This is a genomic window from Microcoleus sp. S36b_A4 (genome assembly GCF_036700645.1).
In the GTDB taxonomy this organism is placed as follows: Bacteria; Cyanobacteriota; Cyanobacteriia; order Cyanobacteriales; family Microcoleaceae; genus Microcoleus.
This window is the reverse complement of the sequence record NZ_JAUBPI010000036.1, coordinates 41,653-63,591: the sequence shown is the minus strand read 5'-3', so window position 1 is coordinate 63,591 and position 21,939 is coordinate 41,653. Positions and strand designations below refer to the sequence as shown.

21 protein-coding genes and 1 tRNA gene are annotated in these 21,939 nt (G+C 45.2%); 14 read left to right on the top strand and 8 right to left on the bottom strand.

All coding sequences use genetic code 11. The features are described 5' to 3' along the window. Positions 1-167: 167 nt before the first annotated feature. Both QUA03_RS14135 and QUA03_RS14130 read right to left on the bottom strand, forming a co-directional pair. Complete coding sequence (locus tag QUA03_RS14135; RefSeq protein ID WP_333212929.1) at positions 168-1,007, bottom strand: DUF4142 domain-containing protein; 840 nt, start codon at positions 1,005-1,007, stop codon at positions 168-170. Positions 1,008-1,078: 71 nt separating this feature from the next. Further along, positions 1,079-1,999: a hypothetical protein gene (locus QUA03_RS14130; RefSeq protein ID WP_333212928.1), complete on the bottom strand. Its 921-nt coding sequence runs from the start codon at positions 1,997-1,999 to the stop codon at positions 1,079-1,081. A 537-nt stretch (positions 2,000-2,536) separates the two neighbouring features. Here QUA03_RS14130 and QUA03_RS14125 point away from each other — a divergent pair. The 3 genes from QUA03_RS14125 to QUA03_RS14115 all read left to right on the top strand — a co-directional run bounded on the left by QUA03_RS14125 (position 2,537) and on the right by QUA03_RS14115 (position 3,785). Beyond that, positions 2,537-2,704 carry a hypothetical protein gene (locus tag QUA03_RS14125; protein WP_333212927.1) on the top strand — a complete coding sequence of 56 codons (168 nt, stop codon included), beginning with the start codon at positions 2,537-2,539 and terminating at the stop codon, positions 2,702-2,704. 158 nt (positions 2,705-2,862) lie between these two features. Beyond that, positions 2,863-3,342 (top strand): YqhA family protein, encoded by a 480-nt coding sequence (locus QUA03_RS14120; protein WP_333212926.1) that lies wholly within the window; start codon positions 2,863-2,865, stop codon positions 3,340-3,342. A gap of 200 nt (positions 3,343-3,542) precedes the next feature. Then, positions 3,543-3,785 carry a ChaB family protein gene (locus QUA03_RS14115; protein ID WP_190662935.1) on the top strand — a complete coding sequence of 81 codons (243 nt, stop codon included), beginning with the start codon at positions 3,543-3,545 and terminating at the stop codon, positions 3,783-3,785. A 223-nt stretch (positions 3,786-4,008) separates the two neighbouring features. Here the strand turns inward: QUA03_RS14115 and QUA03_RS14110 are convergent, their stop codons facing one another. After that, on the bottom strand, positions 4,009-4,641 hold the full coding sequence (locus QUA03_RS14110) for a hypothetical protein (RefSeq protein ID WP_333212925.1): 633 nt from the start codon (positions 4,639-4,641) through the stop codon (positions 4,009-4,011). Positions 4,642-4,889: 248 nt separating this feature from the next. On the opposite strand from QUA03_RS14110, the gene QUA03_RS14105 reads away from it, so the two are divergent. Further along, positions 4,890-5,609, top strand: coding sequence for an SAM-dependent methyltransferase (locus QUA03_RS14105; protein WP_333212924.1), 720 nt, complete (start codon positions 4,890-4,892; stop codon positions 5,607-5,609). Positions 5,610-5,788: 179 nt separating this feature from the next. On the opposite strand, the gene QUA03_RS14100 is transcribed toward QUA03_RS14105, so the two are convergent. After that, complete coding sequence (locus QUA03_RS14100) at positions 5,789-6,889, bottom strand: iron-containing redox enzyme family protein (protein WP_333212923.1); 1,101 nt, start codon at positions 6,887-6,889, stop codon at positions 5,789-5,791. Between the two features lie 16 nt (positions 6,890-6,905). On the opposite strand from QUA03_RS14100, the gene QUA03_RS14095 reads away from it, so the two are divergent. After that, the gene (locus tag QUA03_RS14095; protein WP_333212922.1) at positions 6,906-7,100 is read left to right on the top strand and encodes a hypothetical protein; all 195 of its coding nucleotides are present in this window, start codon (positions 6,906-6,908) and stop codon (positions 7,098-7,100) included. Positions 7,101-7,355: 255 nt separating this feature from the next. Here QUA03_RS14095 and QUA03_RS14090 read toward each other — a convergent pair whose 3' ends face one another. After that, entirely contained in the window at positions 7,356-9,152 is a 1,797-nt protein-coding gene (locus tag QUA03_RS14090) for an AAA-like domain-containing protein (protein ID WP_333212921.1), read from the bottom strand. A 175-nt stretch (positions 9,153-9,327) separates the two neighbouring features. On the opposite strand from QUA03_RS14090, the gene QUA03_RS14085 reads away from it, so the two are divergent. From QUA03_RS14085 to QUA03_RS14050, 8 genes are all read left to right on the top strand, one after another. Beyond that, a complete protein-coding gene (locus tag QUA03_RS14085; RefSeq protein ID WP_333212920.1) occupies positions 9,328-9,873 on the top strand; it encodes an NfeD family protein in 546 nt (181 codons plus the stop codon). A gap of 136 nt (positions 9,874-10,009) precedes the next feature. Continuing rightward, positions 10,010-10,570 (top strand): SPFH domain-containing protein, encoded by a 561-nt coding sequence (locus tag QUA03_RS14080; RefSeq protein ID WP_333212919.1) that lies wholly within the window; start codon positions 10,010-10,012, stop codon positions 10,568-10,570. A 116-nt stretch (positions 10,571-10,686) separates the two neighbouring features. Continuing rightward, positions 10,687-11,205 carry a type IV pilin-like G/H family protein gene (locus QUA03_RS14075; RefSeq protein ID WP_333212918.1) on the top strand — a complete coding sequence of 173 codons (519 nt, stop codon included), beginning with the start codon at positions 10,687-10,689 and terminating at the stop codon, positions 11,203-11,205. Positions 11,206-11,312: 107 nt separating this feature from the next. Further along, entirely contained in the window at positions 11,313-11,840 is a 528-nt protein-coding gene (locus tag QUA03_RS14070; protein ID WP_333212917.1) for a type IV pilin-like G/H family protein, read from the top strand. Between the two features lie 101 nt (positions 11,841-11,941). Further along, positions 11,942-12,469 (top strand): type IV pilin-like G/H family protein, encoded by a 528-nt coding sequence (locus QUA03_RS14065; protein ID WP_333212916.1) that lies wholly within the window; start codon positions 11,942-11,944, stop codon positions 12,467-12,469. Between the two features lie 98 nt (positions 12,470-12,567). Beyond that, complete coding sequence (locus QUA03_RS14060; protein WP_333212915.1) at positions 12,568-13,086, top strand: type IV pilin-like G/H family protein; 519 nt, start codon at positions 12,568-12,570, stop codon at positions 13,084-13,086. A 10-nt stretch (positions 13,087-13,096) separates the two neighbouring features. Then, entirely contained in the window at positions 13,097-15,934 is a 2,838-nt protein-coding gene (locus tag QUA03_RS14055) for an AAA-like domain-containing protein (protein WP_333212914.1), read from the top strand. A 345-nt stretch (positions 15,935-16,279) separates the two neighbouring features. After that, positions 16,280-17,338 carry a potassium channel protein gene (locus QUA03_RS14050; protein ID WP_333212913.1) on the top strand — a complete coding sequence of 353 codons (1,059 nt, stop codon included), beginning with the start codon at positions 16,280-16,282 and terminating at the stop codon, positions 17,336-17,338. Positions 17,339-17,804: 466 nt separating this feature from the next. Here QUA03_RS14050 and QUA03_RS14045 read toward each other — a convergent pair. Beyond that, positions 17,805-17,876: transfer RNA gene (locus tag QUA03_RS14045), tRNA-Thr, on the bottom strand. A gap of 94 nt (positions 17,877-17,970) precedes the next feature. Further along, the gene (pyk, locus tag QUA03_RS14040) at positions 17,971-19,758 is read right to left on the bottom strand and encodes a pyruvate kinase (RefSeq protein ID WP_333212912.1); all 1,788 of its coding nucleotides are present in this window, start codon (positions 19,756-19,758) and stop codon (positions 17,971-17,973) included. A gap of 454 nt (positions 19,759-20,212) precedes the next feature. On the opposite strand from pyk, the gene crtR reads away from it, so the two are divergent. Beyond that, positions 20,213-21,103 (top strand): beta-carotene hydroxylase, encoded by an 891-nt coding sequence (gene crtR / locus QUA03_RS14035; RefSeq protein ID WP_333212911.1) that lies wholly within the window; start codon positions 20,213-20,215, stop codon positions 21,101-21,103. 161 nt (positions 21,104-21,264) lie between these two features. Here the strand turns inward: crtR and aroH are convergent, their stop codons facing one another. Beyond that, the gene (gene aroH / locus QUA03_RS14030; protein WP_333212910.1) at positions 21,265-21,690 is read right to left on the bottom strand and encodes a chorismate mutase; all 426 of its coding nucleotides are present in this window, start codon (positions 21,688-21,690) and stop codon (positions 21,265-21,267) included. Positions 21,691-21,939 lie beyond the last annotated feature (249 nt).

The window sequence follows — 21,939 nt, the reverse complement described above, 5'->3', positions numbered from 1 at the left end:
CAGTAAAACCGGAGTCAAAATCCTCCAAAGGTTTACCCTACATACTCCGACGCCTTTTGTCAATGGGGGAACTTCAGTTTAAAAGAATTTATTACTGTTCCCTCTCCGAGCACAAAAGGTAGAGTGCGATCGCATAAAAGCCGATCGCACTCTACCTCCTCTACCTCCTATTTGGGCTGGCTGGTATCTGCCAACATTTGGTTAACCATTTGCAAGTGCGCCTGAAGGTTCGGCAACTTCTGGGTGGCCCAAGCCTTCAAGTCTGGATCTTGTCCCTGTTGAGATTGAGCCTGAAACAAAGCAATAGCCTGAGTGTGGCTGTCGATCATAGCCTGCTTGTAAGCGGTGTCAAAACTTGTACCGGATAGTCCGGAAAGTCGATCCATCAAAGCTGTGTTCTGGCTGCTTATTTCGGTTGGCAGTTTTACGCCTTTTTGCGTTGCTACCTGCATCAGTTCTTGATTAGCCTGGGTGTGTTCCTCAACCATTTCTTGCCCGTATTGTTTCACACCTGCACTAGAACCGCGCTGCACTGCCAATCTGCCGAGCTCCACTTCCAGCATACCAAGTTGACCTGCTTGCATGACAAAGTTTCTGTCTTGGCTGCTAAGAGAATTAGGCGAAGTTTCGCCACCTGTTGGAGTGTTGGGAGAACGGCTGGGAGTGTTGTTGATGGGGCTATTTGGAGAACGGCCGGGAGTGTTGTTGGTGGGGGTATTTGGAGTGTTGGGAGAACGGCCGGGAGTGTTGTTGGTGGGGGTATTTGGAGTGTTGGGAGAACCGCCAGGATTGTTGTTGTTAGGATCTGTAACAGAAGGTCCCGGAGAATTAGGATCGTTTAAGTCGCTATCAGCAAGATCAAAAACCCGATCGCCCGACTGGTTGAAGCCGTGAGTCTGGCGGTTTAATTCTGCGAATCCCGGCACAGCTATCAAGGAACTAACGCCGGCAATTCCGGCAACTGTTACCAATTTTTTGAACAAATTTTTGCGATTGAGTGAAGTCATGAATTTCTAAGCCTCTAAGTTGTTTTCAAAAGTACGTCAAGCGAAGCTATCCCGTAGGGAATCGCCCGAAACTACCGATGGGATGGCGTACTGCCTTTCCGAAACAAGTTGATCAAACCAAACGCGCCCAGGGCACCCAGCCACCCGAAATTGTTGGGGCTATCGCGCCGAGCACTCAAAACTCCAGAATTAGTATCAGCCGGCGTCGATGTCGTACCAGTTGTACCTGTTGTACCAGTGCCAGTTGTACCTGTTGTACCAGTGCCAGTTGTACCTGTTGTACCAGTGCCAGTCGTATCGGTTGTACCGCTTGTACCCGTTGTACCCGTTGTACCTGTTGTACCGCTTGTACCCGTTGTACCCGTTGTACCTGTTGTACCGCTTGTACCCGTTGTACCCGTTGTACCCGTGCCAGTCGTATCGGTTGTACCGCTTGTACCCGTGCCAGTCGTACCTGTTGTACCGCTTGTACCTGTTGTACCGGTGTCACTCGTACCGCTTGTACCGCTTGTACCGCTTGTACCGCTTGTATCGGTGCCACTCGTACCCGTTGTACCCGTTGTACCGCTTGTACCCGTTGTACCGCTTGTACCCGTTGTACCGGTGCCACTCGTACCCGTTGTATCGCTTGTACCGCTTGTACCGATGCCGCTTGTACCCGTTGTATCGGTGCCACTCGTACCCGTTGTACCGCTTGTACCCGTTGTACCCGTTGTACCGCTTGTACCAGTGCCACTCGTACCGCTAGTACCGGTTGTATCCGTGCCAGTCGTACCGCTTGTACCACTTGTGCCAGTACCGCTTGTACCGTTTGTACCGCTTGTACCCGTGCCAGTTGTACCGGTACCGCTTGTACCGCTTGTGCCTGTGCCGGCACCGCCGCCACCAGCACCGCCCGACTGGGCTGAAGCAGGCAGTGCTAAGGAAACCGTTGCTAAACCTAAAGTACAAGCGCTTGCTAAAACAACTTTCAACAATTTAGAAGATTTCATGGTAATGCTTGCTTTTGCATAGAGTGCTGCGATCGGTTGTGATGCCAAAACCGGAGGGTCAAATTGACAGCGTAACGTACAATTTTTCTAACCTTCGCTGCGGAACAATGAAGGTTAGGGAGCCAATTTAGTCCCGTTCCCTTGATGATTTTTTCCTGATTAATTACACCGCCACGTTAACAGTTTATAAGCTATTACGTATGCTTCAAGTTCGCCATTCATCTTTAGGAATATTTGACAAAAGGACTTTTTATTTCAGGTGGTGGATGAAATTTGATTGAGCGGCAGACTAGCTTAATCAAATTTTGTGTTCGGGGGATAGAAACCAGGTTGATATGAAAAATTTTGGGTGGAGTAACGAGACATATACGAATTAACCGGCTTTCTCAGACAAGCGCCCGCTTCTTCCTATGAATTTTCCCCGGATGCAGGTGCTTTGAGGCAGAAATTGGTGATTTTCTCACCGTCAATTTTGCTTGAGCACTCCGCCAGATGAGTTAGTTTTAAAAATTTTTGAGCGCTATTTTTTCTTAACTTGTGGCTGACAATTTGGGCACTGGCAGAATACCGCTCAAACTTTCCCAGGAAACTAAATTATCTCAAAACGCGGGAGCGATCGCTCCGAGTCGCAAAAGCGCCTGCTACCCTGCAACAGCAAGGCTTTTGACTGGGATTGGAGTTGTCTCAAACACGAAGGCGAAATGAGGGCTATGCGAGTTGTGGCCGCGCGACCTGAAATTAACCAGTGGCCACACTCGGCAGAATTGCTTGTGAGTGCGATCGGGCAAACTCTGATATAGTAAAGCCACAGGTATGCCAGAGAGCGCTTGTTCTCTAACCAATTTTCCAACGAGAGATCAACTATGCTGCATCGAATTCTTGCCAGAAGTCGCTATCTAATGTTAATCGCTGTATTCGGTTCTTTTGCAACGTCTGTGACGCTTTTGATCTACGGTGCCCTGGAAACCGTCATTACCATCGGCCACACAGTTACAGTACCGGTTTCCAGCGAAAACTCCAAACAACTGATTCTGTCTGGCATCGAAGTTGTAGATTTGTTTCTCCTCGCCACAGTATTTTACATTACTGCACTCGGACTTTACGAGTTGTTTATTGACGAGCGCATCAAAGTACCCATCTGGCTGGAAATTCACACTATCGACGACCTGAAAAGCAAACTCACCAGCGTCATTGTAGTAGTGTTGAGTGTATTGTTTCTCTCGGAGGTAGTTCGGTGGAATGGCGGGACGAACATCCTTCCCTTGGGAGCAGGTATCGCTTTAGTAATCGCTGCGCTGACGTATTTTCTAAGTTCGCAGGTGAAAAAACCGAAGTCAGATTAATGGCTGTTGGAGGAGGGAAATTAGCCAAATCCGGCTGAACCAGGAACGGCAATCAAGTTGTATTAGTTTTTACAAAAACTTTAATATTACATCTGTCTTCGGACTGATAAGAATGCAATCTTAAACTTGCTTTTAGAGAGAGGAAAGTAGTGGGTTCTAGTATATAAGATTAAATTTATGTTTAATAATTAGAGGTCATTATGCCAGAACAACAATTTGATACCTTACCTTCAGAAGCACAAGAACTCCCCCAAGGAGCGAAACAAATTTTTCAGGCGGCTTTTAAGAGCGCTAGTGAAGATGGAATGAGCGCCGATGGTGCTACTAGCGTTGCTTGGAACAGCGTAAAATCTGAATACGTTCAAGGCGAAGGTGGCACGTGGCATCACAAGGGCGACGATACTAACCAAACCCGCAAATCTGTACAGTCTGGTGGCAATTAGTTATCAGCCATCACTTCTATCGTGTCCGCTAAAATAACCCCGATCCGTTGTTTAGTGAGGACTTCATTCCTCAAATTTTGAGGAGAACCAAAAGTCCTCACTACCCACAAATTGCAGTGACGTTATTCTAGCGGGCGTGATATCCTCCGTCATTAGGAATGTACTCATCAGTTGTGGTTAATGCTTGAGGTTGATAGCTGTGGGAATCGCGGCGGAACACCCGTTAATGTAGCCTGTTAATAGGCTGGCGCATATCCCATTGCAATTCGGCTAAAACCAGCAAGCTAAATACCATTACGACTCCCGTAAATAGGAAAGACCAACCGCCCGTGTAAGGCAAAATCAAAATCCCCAACAGGTGAAATAAACTTGCAGCTAAAAGCGCGCGCGATCGCACTGCAAGTCCCGTCCCTAAATACCCTATCCCGCTCATTCCCAACCACAGCGGACAGAGATTCGCCAACACTTTTCCCCAACTGAGAAAAATTGCTAAATCTGTCAGCAACAATCCTAATAACATTAGTATTACCCAACCGTAAAGCACCCAAATCAGGCGTTCTATTTTAACCCAAGAGTATGTCATGCTTACCATTGCTGCTGTACCTACGAGGCTGAGCGCTGACCACAAACCGGCTTGCAGCATCCAACTCACCGAAAAAAATTGTGCTGTGCCGAAGATGGGTATTAACAGCAAGCTCCACAGCAAGCAAGTTCGATCGAGACAAGTGTAAAATTGTGAATAAAATCGATCTTTGCCAAGGGGAAACTGAACCTGCCAAAGCCCTTCTAAATCCTGAAGCTCGATGTTAAGCTGTTTCCGGCGCAGAGGGGGAACTGAATAATTAAAAAAGGTCATATCTGACACTATTAAAATTTACAATTATTTGCTTAGGTACTATCTCACCAGTAATCGCTCTAATTGCAATCTGTCAATCGGATTAATCTAGTTAATTGGATAATCTGTCGGCAGTAATAGTTATTTGAGCCCACCCGGTATAACAGGAAGAGATAGATTGTACAAGTTGATAAAATAGCTCTTGCGACAGATGGCTGGAATATTACTTATTCGATATTTTAAAAATAGTCAACTTTGTTACCGAATTTATGCTCACTTCATCCCATCCTCTGAAACAGGTATTCCACTGCCCGGAAGAATCGGATTTTTACGCGCACTGCTTGGAAAGTTTAGTGTTAAATGCTAGTGACAATTCTCGACTTATCGTAGAGTTTGGTTCAGGAGAGGGAAGTCCAGTTATTAAGTCTTTGCTGAGAAGTGATTTTGATGGGACAATACAGGGATTTGAGCTAAATAATGTAGCTTGGAAAATTGCTCAGTCTCAAATTAAGGAATATCAACTCAGCGAAAAATACACAGTCAACAATTGCTCTTTTTTTGATTCGCCTTTATACGAGTCGGCGGATTGTGTCATCTCAAATCCGCCTTACTTGCCTGCGGTAGATGATAAAATCTACCAACCACTGTTGCACGGCGGGAATGATGGTTGTACAATTGCTAAGAAACTTTTATCTTTGGGCAGCGATGAAGTTTTGCTGATGGTTTCTAGCTATTCTAATCCTGTGGGTTTGATCGATTATGCCTTGGATCGAGGCTACTCGGTTGCGAATTTTGAAATTGCACCTTTAACTTTTGGCTATTATAGTTCGGAACCCAAAGTGAAAAGCGCGATCGCCACTCTCAGAGAACAGGGAATGGCTTTTTATACGGAAAACATCTATTTGCTGGCTGGAGTTTTCTTTAAGAAGCACCAAAAGTCGCAAAGAGATTTGTCGATCGAGCTCATTCAGTTAATGACAGCATTGTGAAATACAGCGCTCGCAGGTGCATCTTGCGTGTTCCACCATTGTCAGCAACAGGCTGTCCGGCCTGTTACACAAGAAATACACTCTTTGTGGAACAGGCCGGACAGCCTGTTCCTCAAAGGCTTATTGAGAAAGGTGCAAGATCTAGGGTGCATCCAAGACTTATGCACCCTAAATAGCTGTTAATTCCGTTCTGCAGCTTGGATCGATCGCACCACAGCAGCAGCAGCCCGATCGCCGATCGACTTCTCCTGATCGTACCCCAACACCAGCTCCCAAGCCTCCTGCGGGTATCTATCAACCAGCGGGATCGCCACTTCATCCAACATCCATCGGCCGTGACGTTCATCTTCTTTGATGTGGAGTTCCCAATAACCCATCGCAGCTTGCGAGAGGCCCAGACGCTGGGCGGCGGCTAGATAATTGCGGTAAGCGACAGGCCCGGCCACCTCAAAATAAGTGAGTCCGCCGTTGTAGCGCAGAAAATGGCGCTTGCGTTCCGTCAGCAGAAAGTTGTGATTAATACTTGCGAGCACTTCCCAAGGCACTAAATCGAAGTACGCTTCCGGTTCCGTACTCATCCCGAATTCTGCCAGCATTTGAGCAAAAAAGGTCGAATGCTTGCGCGGGAGGCGACCGCCGCCGTATTCTTCGATCAGCACTCGCGTAAGGGTGCACTGAATTTCGTTGCCGGCACCGCCGATGATGCGAGAAACACGGCTGGCTTCCACTAAACCATCGAAGGAGGCGATCGCCAGCAGGTGTTTGTATCCCTCTTCAGTCATCTGTTCCCGCTGGTAGCGATCGAGCTCAGTTAGCGGAGGATCGACATCGGCGGCTGCGCGATCGCGCAGAGCTTGCTTGACATCCGGCAATTTTTGCAGCGCTGCAACGTCGATTTGCGCGATTTCCCACTGCTGCCAAGGTTCCTCAATGCGATCGCGCACAGAACGCAAATAGTGCGATCGTTCGTTGTTGTAGCGGCGCAAATCATCGTACCAAAACAAGTTGAGGCGGTTGATGCGGTAAAGCACGCGCTGCAAGAAGCGGTGAGCGGCCTCATCGCCCGGTTCCTGTTGGTAAGCTGCTTGAATTGCATAGGCGATTGCGCTTTCAAAATCGCTGACAAGTAACGGTTTTGTCGCCACCGTCTTGTCTAAATCCTCGACTTCTAGCAAATTGACAAATTGCCGATCGGCTGCTTCGTAATTTGGGGGTGCGGGTTGCTTTTTGGGAAGACTCGGCGAGTCTATTTTGGGGAGTAAATCTGCCGTGTTTTGCATGGAATCAACTTATGTTATGACTTTGATTATTGTGCTGCCTGCCCAAACAGCCAACCGTTGCAGATTGCTGATGATTCTGGCTAATTACTTTCAAGATAGCGAATCTGTCAGCCGTATACACCCTTCCATTGATAGAGATTTAACCGCTACCGTCTCATACCCTTTTCAACTTGTGAGTAAAGGTAGCAACGTTTATGGAAACTGGTATTAACTTATATCAAGCTTCCTTCTCAATCACCTGTTTAGAAACTGGCAAGATGCCCCTTCTTCAAAAACTCTCTTTTCTTGTGGAATGGGCATCTTGCCCCTTCTTAAAAACTCAACCTTCTTGTGGAATGGGCATCTTGCCCCTTCTTGAAAAACTCCATTTTCTTGCGGAATGGGCATCTTGCCCCTTCTTAAAAACTCAATCTTCTTGTGGAACGGGCATCTTGCCCCTTCTTGAGACTGGTACAACGTATAACTATCAACCTAGGCGATCGCCAAAATACTTCTGATACAACCGACATCTCGGAATGCAATGATTTCCATCCAATTTCACCAACCCCATACTATTTAACTTAAACCCCAATTCTGACCTCAATCTAACTGGCTGAGAAACACTCACAACCTCTCTCATCGCCTCCATTAATTCCGAATATTTCTCTAAATTCCATAAATGCCGCCGCAAATGATCGCTATAAATTCCCGCTTCTGTTGCAGATTCTTTCACTAACCGCTCTAAAGTCACATCTTGACGCGAAATATGATACATTCCTAGTCGCACTAAATAAGGATTTCCGCCCACTAACCCCATCAATTCTGGAACTTCATTCCCGCTCCAATTCAATCCGTGCCGCTTTGCTAAGTCTTGCACTTGCTGGGAATTAAACTCTGGCAATTCAATCGGCAAACCCACATTAAACGGCGATTTATTCACATCCAGCGGAATATATACTTCCGTAGAATGCACCACAATCAAGCGAAACTTTTTCCAAATATCGCGCCGTTTTGCTTCTTCGTGTAAAGCGCGCAATAACCCAAAAAAGTCGTCGGCAATTTCCGGTGATTCAAACAGGCGATCGCTCTCATCCAACCCTAACGTCAGAGGTTGTGAGGATTCTGAAAGCAAATACTGTTCAAAATAAGCCTTGCAGCACTGATTGCTGCCAATCAAATCGGCTAATTCCCAACACTTGGGCAACTGCTCCAGCATTCCTAACTCTTGACCGATGCTAGCACAAAACCACTGCAAAAATGTATCGGAATTAGCGAATATTTTCCTATTGGCTAGCTGAAAACTCAGCGCTACCGTGCGAGAACCTTGCACTTCTGCATGATGCAAAATTCTCGCCATTAAGGAAGTTTTGCCCATTTGTCTGGGTGCTTTTATGCGGATTAGCGCTCCCGGTTGGGCGATCGTCTCGTAACAGCGGGATTCGATCGGAGGGCGATCGATATAAAAACAAGAAGCTATTTCAACTTGTCCTCCCGGCAATTCTGGCGGTGCTGCTGGCAGGGGTTGAATTATTGACTGTTTAGTGCTATGAATTGCGTTCCATTCTACAGCTAATTCATTGTCGGCAGTTAACGATGTGCGACCTTCTTTGATGATAGTTAAAATTTCTGATAATAACTTGTAGGAGTCGCCAGCACCGCGCCACAGCCAGGGCTGAATTCCGGCTAAATAGCTCAGTAAATCAAAGGAAAGCGGTGTATTTAATTCAATAAAAATCGGTAAAATTGCGGGCTTTTGAGCATTAATATTGTGCAATTCTTTGGCTAGCTGTACTTGTTCCAATACCATTTCGCTAGCGGCCGATTCTTCTGAAATCAGCAACAGCAAATAATCGCAACGCTTTAAATATGAGCCTGACTCGCTGCTGTTGTTAATAAAAAAGACTTCGTGGCCTCCCGCACTCAAAGCTTGGTGTAACTGCTGGGAAAGGGTTTTGTGTGAGGTCGATCCTCTTCGAGGGCTTCGCCAACGCCCGTTGGCTAAGCCCTCGAAGACGATCGCCACTTTTGCCCTCACCAGCACTACCTCCTTTGGCTCTGAATTCGCCTCAAAATCGGCTATATCGCGCCATTCCTGCCCCAATCCGCGACAAATTTCGATGAAATTGGCATAATCCACAGGTTTGCCATTCAGAAAATGGCTGACAGTAGATTGCGCCATCCCTAAATCCTCAGCCAGGATTTTCTGACTGGGGAAGCCATTTCTCAGGAGACAGGATTTAACTGCGCGAATGCACTCTTCGCGCACCCTTAGCGATCGTGGCATTGCTTATCACAATCAAAACACTGAAACCATCATAAATGCCAACCGTACCTAAAGTCGATGAAAAGTCGATGAAAAGTCGATGATTTTTCAAATAACTCAGTCGCCAACTCAAATAGCCACCTGATTAGATTAGAAATAACAAGGTTGAATCCCATCAAAACGAGGTAAAAGCATTGTGTATTCTATCCTAATTTGGTCGCTGGCGTCAGCCACTAATCAACCAGGTTTCGCCTTCACCCCGCCCCTATTCTGGTTGCTGATCGGAGTTGTGCTTAGTGCGATGGAGCTATTAATTATCAAAACTCAGCCCCAAAAATACAGATTTTACCTGCTAATGATGGGAGCTTCGGCTTTAATTGAAGCCTTTATTTTGTGGAGAGGATCTGTAGCATTTCAGTTTAGTTGGGCGAACATAATGTATGAAGATTTTGACTGGCAAATCTTCTACTGGATGGGGATAGCCCTCGCGCTGAGCATCTGGATTAGACCGATTTTCATTGTTCGCAAAAAGTTTGTCATTCCCGAAGCAACGGAAGCGACAACTATCTCCGAAATTTTCCCCGGAGAAACCGGAATGGTGATCTATGAAGGGGCTTCGTGGAAAGCCCGTAATGAAGATTCCCAAGGGGCGATCGCACCCAGACAAAAAGTTTACGTTTTGCGCCGCGAAGGAAACACGCTGATTGTTGTACCTGACAGATTAATTCATATCAACAGCTAAATCTGAGTTAGCTCTTTTATAACTCGGCGAGTTGAATCGCTTCTTGCCAAACAAAGTCCCTCTAAGAGACTAAGAAATCACTATCAACTGTCAACTGTCAACTGTCAACTGTCAACTATTTACCAGGAGATTCACTATGTATCAGTATTTTTTGACGGTATTGTTTGCCATCACCGGAGTATCCTTAGCCAACAGCGTAAAAATTGTCCGTCAAGGAGATGAGGCATTAGTTGAAATTTTCGGAAAGTATGATCGAAAAAAGCTCGAACCGGGTATAACATTTTTGATTCCCTTTGTCGAAACAGTCGCCTATAAACAAACTCTGCGCGAGCAAATTTTAAACTTGCCACCGCAAGAATGCACAACGCGCGATCGCGTGGCTATCACCGTTGATTTTATTGTGTACTGGCGAATCATTGACTTAGAAAAAGCTTCCTACAAAGTGCAGAATCTCAAGGAAGCGATGTTAAATATGCTGATTCTTTCAATTCGGACTCACCTTGCTAAATTATCTGTTGAGGAACTCTACACGGCTCGACATGAGATTAATAATGCTTTAGTGGAAGAGTTGGATACAACGACAGATCCTTGGGGGGTGAAGTTTACGAGAGTGGAATTGCGCGATTTTGCGATCGGCAGTAAAGTGATTCAGCCCACATCCCTTGACCGGAAAGAAGTACAAAAGCTGCGAGCTTAAAGATTAGTATTTCCTCCTTTTCCTCGTTACCAGGCTCTGCCTGGTAACGCAGATCCAGAGGCTCGGCCTCGCCGACTTTAATTCACCTTGTATATACCATTTAAGGAGACAACACCATGACTACAAATCAAGAATCAATAGTTCGCAATGCAGCTTGTCGCGGTTGCGGATGCTTATTACTTATAACCGGTATTGGAGTAATGAATGGGATAGCTCTGCCATTTTATCTAAATAATACCAATAGAAGCAAGCAGTCAGAAGCAAAACAGTATGGTAGCTCAATGAACAAGGCGCAGCAAGCTCACTTTGCTGAAAAAAGTGCTTTTGCCACTTCTGTTAATGCTTTGGAACTTGGGATAAAAACGGAGACAACAAATTACAAGTATTCAGTTCGCGCCACAAAGCAAACTGCTTTTAATTATGGAGTCTCCAAGCAACCACAACTTAAGAGTTATGTCGGCGGTGTCTTTCTAGTTCCTGTTAAAGAAGTTGAGCCAAATGCTGCTAAAGATGGAATAACAACAATATCCATATTCTGCCAAGCTGATTCTCCCGGTACAATTAAACCAGCGGAACCCACCTATGAAAACGGTAAACTTGCTTGTGGGCAAGGCACAAGACAAGTGACCAGATAATCTAACTATACGCAAGATAATGACAGTCGATTACCAATATCAAATCGGCATTCACTTGAGATTTACCGGAGTAAAGTCTTTACTACAAACAGGGAGGGTACAAAACTATGAGTCAACAAGATTCTAAATCAGCTAGCCTTTCACCTAATGGTTGCGGATGCTTATTGCTTTTAATGGGCATTGTAGTAATTGGCGCGATCGCTCTGCCATCATTTCTGGGTGGTTGCAAGGGCTGTAAATATAAGAAAATGGAAGGGATACAGTATGTTAGATCAATGAGCCGAGGTCAGCAAGCCTATTTTGCCGAAAAAAATGCTTTTTCCAGTTCTGTTAAGGCTTTGGGAATTGGCCTTAAAACAGAGACAAAAGTTTTCAAGTATTCAATTCGCGCCACTAAGAAAGCAGCATTTAATTATGCAGTAGCAAAGGAAAACGAATTAAAAAGTTATGTCGGCGGTGTTTTTATTGTTCCGCCAAAAAACTTTGTTCCCAATGCTACCAAAGAGGAAATAACTACAACGTTTATATTCTGCGAAGCTGATTTTCCCGGTAGCATTCAACCAGCGGAACCCACCTATGAAAATGGTAAAACTGCTTGCGGTAAAGGCACAAGACCAATGGTCTCACCAAACTAACTATACGCAATATAATGACAGTCGATTACAAGATTAAATCGGCTTTTAATTGAGATTTACCTGACTAAATTCTTTACTACAAACAGGGAGGATACAAAACTATGAGTCAACCAAGTTCTAAATCAGCTAGCCTTGCATCGAATGTTGGTGGATACTTAGTGTTTTTAATGTTGATTGGAGTATTAGCTTCGGTAGCTCTGCCATCCTTTCAGGCTAAGCTTAGGATCAACAAGCAATCGGAACCCAAAGATTATATTAGCTTAATCAACAAACGTCAGCAAGCGTATTTTGCCGAAAAAAGTGTTTTTAGCACTTCTGTTAAGGCTTTAAAAATTCGCATTATTAAAACCGAGACAGAAAATTACAAATATTCCCACCATACAACAAAAAAAGCAACATTTAATTATGGGATATCAAAGCAAAAAGACCTTAAAAGCTATGTCGGGGGAGTCTTTGTAATTCCTGCTACAAAAGTTGAGTCATATTCTTCTAAAAATCTAATAACAACCACATCTATATTGTGCCGAGCTGATTCTGCTGGTACAATTAAACCACCAGAACCAACTTATCAAAATGGTAAAATTGCTTGTGCTACAGGCACCATAGAACTGAGACAAACTTATGAATAGAGGCAATATAACGACAGTCGATTACCAATATCAAATCGGCATTCACTTAAGATTTACCGAACTAAAGTTCTTACAACAAACAGAGAGGGTACAAAACAATGAGTCAACGAAATTATAAATCAGCTAGCCTTGCATCGAATGTTGGTGGATGTTTAGTGGTGATTGGAGTATTAGCTTCGGTAGCTGTGCCATCCTTTCAGGTTAAGCTTAGGAACAAAAAGCAATGGGAACCCAGAGATTATATTAGCTTAATCAACAAACGTCAGCAAGCGTATTTTGCCGAAAAAAGTGTTTTTAGCACTTCTGTTAAGGCTTTAAAAATTCGCATTATTAAAACCGAGACAGAAAATTACAAATATTCGCACCATACAACAAAAAAAGCAACATTTAATTATGGAGTCTCAAAGCATAAAAATCTTAAAAGCTGTGTCGGTGGAGTTTTTATAATTCCTGCTCTCAAAGGTGAGTCAAATGCTTCTAAAAATAAAAAAATGACCACATCTATATTGTGCGGAGCTGATTCTGCTGGTACAATTAAACCACCAGAACCAACTTATCAAAATGGTAAAATTGCTTGTGCTACAGGCACCACAGAACTGAGACAAACTTATGACTAGGGGCTAGATCATGACAGTCGATTACCAATATCAAATCGGCGGCAGTCTCCCGCAAAATGCACCTACTTATGTAGTGCGACAAGCTGACTCAGAACTTTATCAAGCCCTCAAAGCTGGAGAGTTTTGTTACGTACTCAATTCCCGACAAATGGGCAAATCCAGTTTGCTGGTGCGAACTGTACAAAAACTCTCGGCTGATGGCATTGCCTGTGCTACGATCGACCTTTCGGACATTGGCAACCAGCAAGTCTCTCTAGATAAGTGGTACGGCGGCGTCGCTTACAAGCTATTGTGCAGCTTCAACCTGTTTAACCCAGTCGAGTTTATGGCTTGGTGGCGGGAGAGAGAGTTGATGTCGCCGGTGCAGCGCTTAGGAGAGTTAATTGAAGAATTGCTGCTGGTCAAAATTTCTCAAAACCTGGTCATTTTTATTGATGAAATTGATAGCGTTCTGAGTTTCCAAGAACCGCTAGACGATTTCTTTGCATTAATTAGATGTTGCTACAATAAACGGGCTCACAATTCAGAATACCAGCGCATTACATTTGCTTTGCTGGGAGTAGCTACCCCATCGGATTTAATTAGCGATGCAACTCGCACGCCATTTAATATCGGGTTAGCTATTGAATTGCACGGTTTTAACTTACAAGAAGCTCTGCCTTTAGCAAAGGGATTTGAGGGAAAAGTAGAGAATCCTCAAGAGGTTTTAAAAGAGATTTTGGACTGGACGGGAGGGCAGCCATTTCTGACTCAAAAGCTTTGCAAGCTGATTTTGCACCATGTAAAAAGCTTAGCTTCGGCTTCTATTATATCATACTCAACGGATGAAAGCAAAACTAAAAATTTTCGTACAAATCAATTATTAATTAGCGAGATCGTGCAATCTCATATTATTGATAATTGGGAATCATCCGATGAACCGGTACACATCAAAACAATTCGCGATCGCCTTCTCAGAAGTCCGCACCGCGCCAGTAGGTTATTAGGACTATATCAAAAAATATTGCCACTTTCAGAACTCCCCGATTGTAGGGGCTGTGCCCCCGTGCCCGCCCTGGTAGGGGGAATCTGGGCGGATGATACTCCCGAACAAACAGAATTGCGGCTGAGCGGATTAGTAGTAAAACGAGCCGGGAAATTAACCGTATCCAACCGCATTTACGCAGCTATATTCAGCCATAACTGGGTAGAAAAAGCACTCGGCGACTTGCGCCCCTATGCTGAATCCCTAACAGCATGGATAGCTACAAATTGTCAAGACGAATCTCGCTTGTTGCGCGGTCAATCACTGGAAGATGCCAGACAGTGGGCGGCAAATAAAAGCTTGAACACCCAAGATTATCAATTTTTAGGTGCGAGTCAAGAAGCGGAATTTGCCAAATTGCGCGATCGCGAAAAACAAACTCAAGCTGAAATGGAACAACTGCGCCGCGAAAAAAAGTTACTAGAGGAACTAAGCGAAGCACAAAAGCAGAAAAAAGCGATTGCAGTTAAACTTTGGCGCGAGCAACAACTGAGAGTGCAAACAGTTACAGGAGCCGCAGTCATATTAATATCAATCCTGATAGTAACTTTTTGGGTTAAACCGTCAATCGAAGAAAGAAACAACAAAATCCTCACTCTCAGTTTGCTATCAGAAACCCTATTTGCTGCGGATAAGAAAGAAGAAGCTTTGCTAGAAAGCATTCGAGCTGTTACAGAAATGAAACGATCGCTCGGAGTCAGCTCAGATATTCAGATGCGAGTGGCGATCGCCCTCGAACAGGCAGTTTACAACTTTCGGGAACGCCGCCGCTTGCAGACTCAAGCGAGTACCCTTGCTTTCGCGATTTTCAGTCCCGACAGTCAAACAATTGTGACTGCTACCGATGATAATTATATCAAGCTTTGGCAAACTAATGGAACTTTGCAAGCAACATTAACAGGGCATACTGATAAAATTATTAGGGCAATTTTCAGTCCGAGCGGTCAGATGATTGTCTCTGCCAGCAACGACAAAACTCTCAAAATTTGGCAAAAAGATGGCAAGTTAATTCATGATATCAAAGGACAAAGCGGTCAAATAACAAGCGTTTCTTTTAGTCCAGATGGTAAAATTATTGCTTCAGCAAGTACCGATGGAACAGTTAAACTATGGAAAATAAACGGTGAAGAATTCTTAAGTTTAAAAGTGGATCGAGGTTGGATAATCAGCGCAAATTTTAGCCCAGACGGTCAGATAATTGCTGCGGCTGGTACAGATGGCACTATTAAACTTTGGAGCTTGAGAAAGGTTATGGAAAAGTTACAAAAACAGCAGTCAATCGAAGCCAGCACCGATATCAAATTGCTCAGAACTTTACAGATGGAAAGTGATAAAATTATGAGTGTAACTTTCAGTCCCGATGGAGCAATGCTGGCGGCTGCAAGTGCTGGAGGAACTGCGACAATTTGGAGCAAAGACGGCACACCGCTAAGTATTTTAAAGCATACAAGTGGAGTGACAAGTATTAGCTTTAGTCCCGACAGTCAAATTTTGCTATCTGCAAGCACAGACAAAATGCTGAGGCTGTGGAACATTGACGGTACATTGCTCAAAACTTTAAAAGGTAACAAGGATGCTGTTTGGAGTGCGAGTTTTAGTCCAGACGGCAAAGCGATCGCTAGTGCTAGTGCTGACGGTACGGTGATGCTGTGGAATTTTAATCTTGACGATTTATTGCAGCAGGGTTGTAATGGAGCCCGCAATTATTTGCAGACAAATCCGATCGCCAATCAAAACAATCGCCACCTCTGCGATGGGATTGGAACTCAGTCGGAACTCACGCAAAAAAAACCGGGTCAATCGATTTTAGATTTTAGATTTTAAATTTTAGATTTTAGAATTGAGATTAAAGAATTGAAGCATTGACCATACGGATAAATTCGGTGGCTTTTATCCTGGAGGCTTTCGGTCAAAATGTTGAGTTTTGCAGCAAAGTATCTAGGCAGAAACTGGCTTTTTGACCAAGATTTTCAAAGGTGGTACCCGCCACGTGATTTATCCGTGGAATCAATCCAAAATGTCAAATCGAAAATCCTCAAGCCCCCGCATCTCGCGCAAGTCAATCTAAAATCTAAAATCTAAAATCTAAAATCGATTGACCGCCCATGCGTCTAGGGCTGATATCGTTAAAATTGGTAGCAGGTAATAGGTAATAGGTCAGCCCGATCGGTGTATTCAACTCTGGAGCAAAAGTACCAGCGCCTGCAAAAAGACTTAACGGGCGGAGTCATCGCCCTGGGCGGCATTTTCTGCACGGGTACTCTCTGGTATTGGCAGGTGGAAAAATGGTCTTTGCTAGATGCCGCTTACATGACAGTATTTACCCTAGCAACTGTGGGCTACGGTGAACTTCAGCCCCTCGGTCAACGCGGGCGAATGTTTACTATATGCCTGATTTTGATGGGTGTGATTGTGATTGGTTTCATCGTCAACCGCTTTACAGAAGCGCTGATTGAAGGATATTTTCAAGAAGGAGCAAGAATTAGGCAGCAGCGACGATTGGTAGATTCTTTGATCGGGCATTACATTCTCTGCGGTTTTGGGCGCACTGGCCGCCAAATTGCCTTGGAATTTCAGGCCGAATATATCTCTTTTGTGGTGATAGATTCGGCGATACAGTCGGTTGAGGCAGCTTTGGCGCTGGGGTACACGGCTGTGCAAGGAGACGCGACTTTGGACGAAACTTTGGTAAATGTAGGCATCGATCGCGCAATTTGCATAGTAGCAGCTTTGCCTTCGGATGCCGAGAATTTATACACTGTCATGTCAGCGAAAACTCTGAATCCGAAGGTACGGGCGATCGCCCGCGCCACCACAGAAGAAGCGGTAAAGAAGTTGCAGCGGGGCGGCGCCGATGCCGTCGTATCCCCCTACATTACCGGCGGAAAGCGCATGGCGGCGGCGGCTTTGCGGCCTCAAGTTATGGATTTTTTAGACGGTGTTTTGACTGGTACCGACAGTTCTTTTTACATGGAAGAATTTTTGGTCGATCCCAATAGTTGTGTCTACGTTGGGGAAACTTTGAGAAATGCCAAGTTGCGATCGCAATCGGGGGCCTTGGTTTTAGCAGTGCGGCGCGCTGGCGGGACTTTGATTGTCGGGCCTACCGGAGAAACTGCGATCGAAGGAGGAGATATGCTGATTTGTTTGGGTACTGCTGAACAACTGCGAACTCTCAATCAAATCCTCAGTCCCCTGAGTTTTCGCATCCCCCGGCCCCCGAACTAATACGATGTCAGGTTTGTAGTCAGGAATGTAAGTCCTCTGTTGACTGTTGACTGTTGACTGTTGACTGTTGACTGTAGAAGGAGTGGTCGAAAAACTGAATTGTTGAGTGTTAAATGTTGAGTCGATTTTATTATTCCAATGAAACCGGAAATAATATGATATCAAATCCGTTGGCATCGGAATTATTCATCTCTCTCTTCCCTTTCTCTGTGTCCTCTGCGGTTTCATCATTCCGATACAACCGGAATTGATATGACAACTGACTGTTTGGACATTTGAACAATACCGATGCAACCGGAAACGATATGATTGAAAAAATTCACAATCTCCACCACACAAGGATTTAGGGCAAATAAAAATGCTCTCGGCTACTTTGCCGAGAGCATTTTTGAGCAGTTAAACTGCGTTTTGCTACAGATTTGCTACATTCTCACAAATCCTAAAATCAAAAATCGCTGAAACTCCAAGCCGATGGTGGGATTTGAACCCACGACCGTTCGATTACGAATCGAATACTCTACCCCTGAGCTACATCGGCACAGACAATTTTGAATTATAGCACAAATATAGCGAAAAAAGCAAGGAGTTGTAGAATTTAATTCAAAACTCCACAACCCCTAGCTCACAAACAGTTAAACGGTCACTTCCGTGTCAGTTGAGCCGCCTCTGGCCCCGGAATAAACCAAACCCCGCTGCATATCCAGCGTCAGCATAGTTCCGTCCCGAATTACCCGCGTGGCATTCTTCACGCCCACCATCACCGGCACGCCCAAGCGCAAACCGATAATCGCCGCGTGAGAAGTCAAACTGTCCTCCTCCGTCACCACACCTGCGGCTTTCCGAATCATCTCCACAAAAGCGACGCTTGTGTGTTCCACTACCAAAATTTCTCCTGCGTGGAAATTGCCTACATCCGCAGCAGTGCGAGCAACCCTAGCCATGCCACTCACCGATCCCAAACCGACACCGGTGCCTTTGCCTAAAACTGCTGTCACTACCTCAACTTTGATCAAATCCGTCGATCCCGCAACCCCTTGCAGAGTACCGGCGGTCATCACCACTAAATCTCCGTCGCACACTAACTCTTTTTCCTGGGCGACTGTCATGGCAGAGTGAAATGTCTGGCCGGTGGAGGGCAAATCCAACACCAGCAAAGGTTTTACTCCCCATACTAATTGCAGTTGTCTGGCTACGTCTACGTGAGGAGTAACTGCCAAAATCGGAGTTTTGGGTCGGAATTTCGAGACATTTCGGGCTGTGGCGCCGGTTTTGGTCAGCGTCATGATGGCCGCCGCGTTCAATTGTTCGGAGATTTGGCTGACTGCTTGGCTGATACCGTTGGGGATCGATCGACCAATATCTTCTACATTCCTAATATTCCGTTTAATTCCTTCCCTCTCCATCCGCACCGCAATTCTCGCCATCGTCGCCACCGCTTCGACGGGAAACTTGCCGACAGCAGTTTCATTCGAGAGCATCACGGCATCAGTTCCGTCAAGAATCGCGTTTGCCACGTCGGAAATCTCGGCGCGGGTGGGACGGGGATTGTTGACCATGCTGTCGAGCATCTGGGTAGCGGTAATTACCGGAATACCCAGGCGGTTGGAGGTAGCAATCAGCCGCTTTTGCAAAATCGGCACATCTTCGGCGGGTAGTTCCACTCCCAAATCGCCGCGGGCGACCATCACCCCGTTGCAAAGGGTGAGAATTTCCTCCATTTGTTCGATCGCCTCGTGCTTTTCGATCTTGGCAATCACCGGTACTTGCTTGCCCGCACTGGCAATCAGCTCTTTAATTTCGAGCACATCTTGGGGATTCCGCACAAAGCTCAGGGCTACCCAATCGACACCTTGGTCGAGGCCGAACATTAAATCTTTGCGGTCTTTATCAGTCAGCGCTTTAATTGAGAGGTAAACTCCTGGAAAATTCACGCCTTTGTTGTTGGAAAGCGGCCCCCCGACTACGACGCGGCAGTACAATTCCCGCGCCCCGCGGTCTACTTTTTCGACCAGCATTTCCACTTTGCCGTCGTCGAGCAGAATTACTGCTCCCTCTGGAACTTCGTCTGCTAGGGGGTCGTAGGTGACGGAAGAAATGAGCTCGGTGCCGGGAACTTGGCGACTGGTGAGAATGAAAGGATCGCCGTTTTTGACAACTATAGAGCCTGTCTCAAAGCGCCCTAAACGAATTTTTGGGCCTTGGAGGTCTTGGAGGATGGCAACCGGCTGGTTGAGTTCAAAGGATGTTTGCCGGATTAAGCGAATGCTGCGCTGGTGGTCTTCTTCTGTTCCGTGGGAAAAGTTGAGTCGCAAAGTTGTGGCACCTGCTTCTATGAGCTGGCGCAGCACTTGTGGGTCCGAGGTTGCTGGGCCAATGGTGGCGACGATTTTAGTCCGGCGTAGGGCTTTTGGCAATTGCATCAGCGGTGTTCTGGGGAGGCAGGTGGATTTCTTGTGTAAATTTCGGCTAACGTTTCATTTTTGCACTACAAGCAATGACGCTAGTCTCAAGTCTTAAAAATTTTGATAGTCGTCAAAAAAGCAGGTATTGAACAATATATAGAATATCTGACTTTTTACCGATCGGTAATTTTTTCTTCGGGAGCGCTCTTTTTTGCAAATTTTTCGCTTTCAGGCTTGACATAAATACAGACATACCCATTGATTTTATGTAGTCTGCTGAACTATTTTGGCTAATTTAGCACTGGTATCCTTGCACAACATCAATATTTTCCTGTTTGTGCAGAGGCTAGTTTCTGGCGATCGAACTCTGTTCTTTCATGCCTTGAGGCTGAGGTTCCTGACAAAACTTTACTATTGTCCGGCTTGTATCTTATACTACGCAAGTGTGAAATATTAAGGAGTCTTAACAAAAATGTCGGAGGCAGGACGGCCGCTGACAGTGCCGAAAGAGTTTCTGAGTCCTCCCGGTGACTTTAATCCGACACTACTGCTGTTTTTGAGTGCAGTAGCGATTATCGTGATTTCTTACTTGGGTTTCTGGTATTGGGAATGGCCCCAATGGTGCTGTTTTTCGCTGAACGTGTTGGCTTTGCACATGGCTGGAACTGTGATTCACGATGCGTCTCATAATGCGGCTCATCGCGATCGCACAGTTAATGCTATTTTGGGACACGGTAGCGCGCTGATGTTGGGTTTTGCTTTCCCGGTGTTTACGCGGGTACATATGCAGCATCACGCCCACGTTAATGACCCAGATAACGATCCAGACCATTATGTTTCGACTGGCGGGCCTTTGTGGTTGATTGCTGCGAGGTTTTTTTACCACGAGATTTTCTTTTTTAAGCGCAAACTGTGGCGGAAATACGAACTCTTGGAATGGTTTCTCAGCCGTTTGTTTGTCGTAGCGGTGGTGTATATTGCCATTCAGTACGATCATTTAGGTTACGTGCTGAATTTTTGGTTTTCTCCTGCTTTGGTGGTGGGGTTGGCCTTGGGGTTATTTTTTGATTATTTGCCGCACCGTCCGTTTCACGAGCGCGATCGCTGGAAAAATGCCAGAGTATATCCTAGTCCTATTCTAAATATCTTGATTTTGGGGCAGAATTATCATCTGATTCATCACTTGTGGCCTTCTATTCCTTGGTACAATTACAAGCCTGCTTATGAGGCTGTGAAGCCGCTGTTGGATGAGAAAGGTTCTCCTCAAACTTTGGGAATATTGGAAGGGAAAAAGGACTTTTGGAGTTTTATATATGACATTTTTTTAGGGATTAGGCTGCATCACAAGAAAGCGTCTGATTGATGACAAAAAACCCGGCTTCTCAAAGAAACCGGGTTTTTTTTCTAATAAAAGCTTTTAAGCATATATCCCCGGGGCAGGTTTTGTACTGTATCAAGTCCCGTAAAAAATAAACCCACCTGTAATGGTGAGTTAACTTTTAAATCAAGCCCAAAGTGAATCTATTATTTTTCCCCAGCCACCGCCACCGCTAAATTCCTATCCGGGCGCAAATTTTGAGCTCCCCGCAAATAAGGATGATAAATTTCAGTATTTGCCGGCCAATTGACGTGAATTAAAAACCGGATGCAGCGTTCCAAAGCACCCTCAACGTGCATTTGCTGCACGTCCAACAAAGGAACATTACACCAATGAGGACGTTCGCGGGCGATCGCAGCCGGAAACACAGCATCTAAATCACGAGTAGCAGAAAACGTAGCACTAATAATTAATTCTGGATTAATATCATTTTTTGCTTCTAATTCATCTAATAATTCTCTCACCGCTTCTCGAATTGCTGCCACCGAATTCTCGCTAGCAGTAGTTGCCCCACGAATCCCCCGCACTTGCCACTCCACGCAAATTTCCTCCATATTTTTGTTATTAGTCATTAGTCATTAGTCATTAGTTATTAGTCATTAGTCATTAGTCATTAGTCATTAGTCATTAGTCATACTAAATTAGGCTTAAATACCCAGTTTATTTCTTAGTCCCCCCTTGAGTGGACTTCGTTTGTGTAGTTTGACCTCGAACTCGTAGGCGAAGCCAGCGGGAAGCGCTTATGACGGGCGAAGCGCCACATTTGAGTTTGAGGTCAACAGATTTCAATCGCCCAATCATCCAGGGAGTAACTAATGACT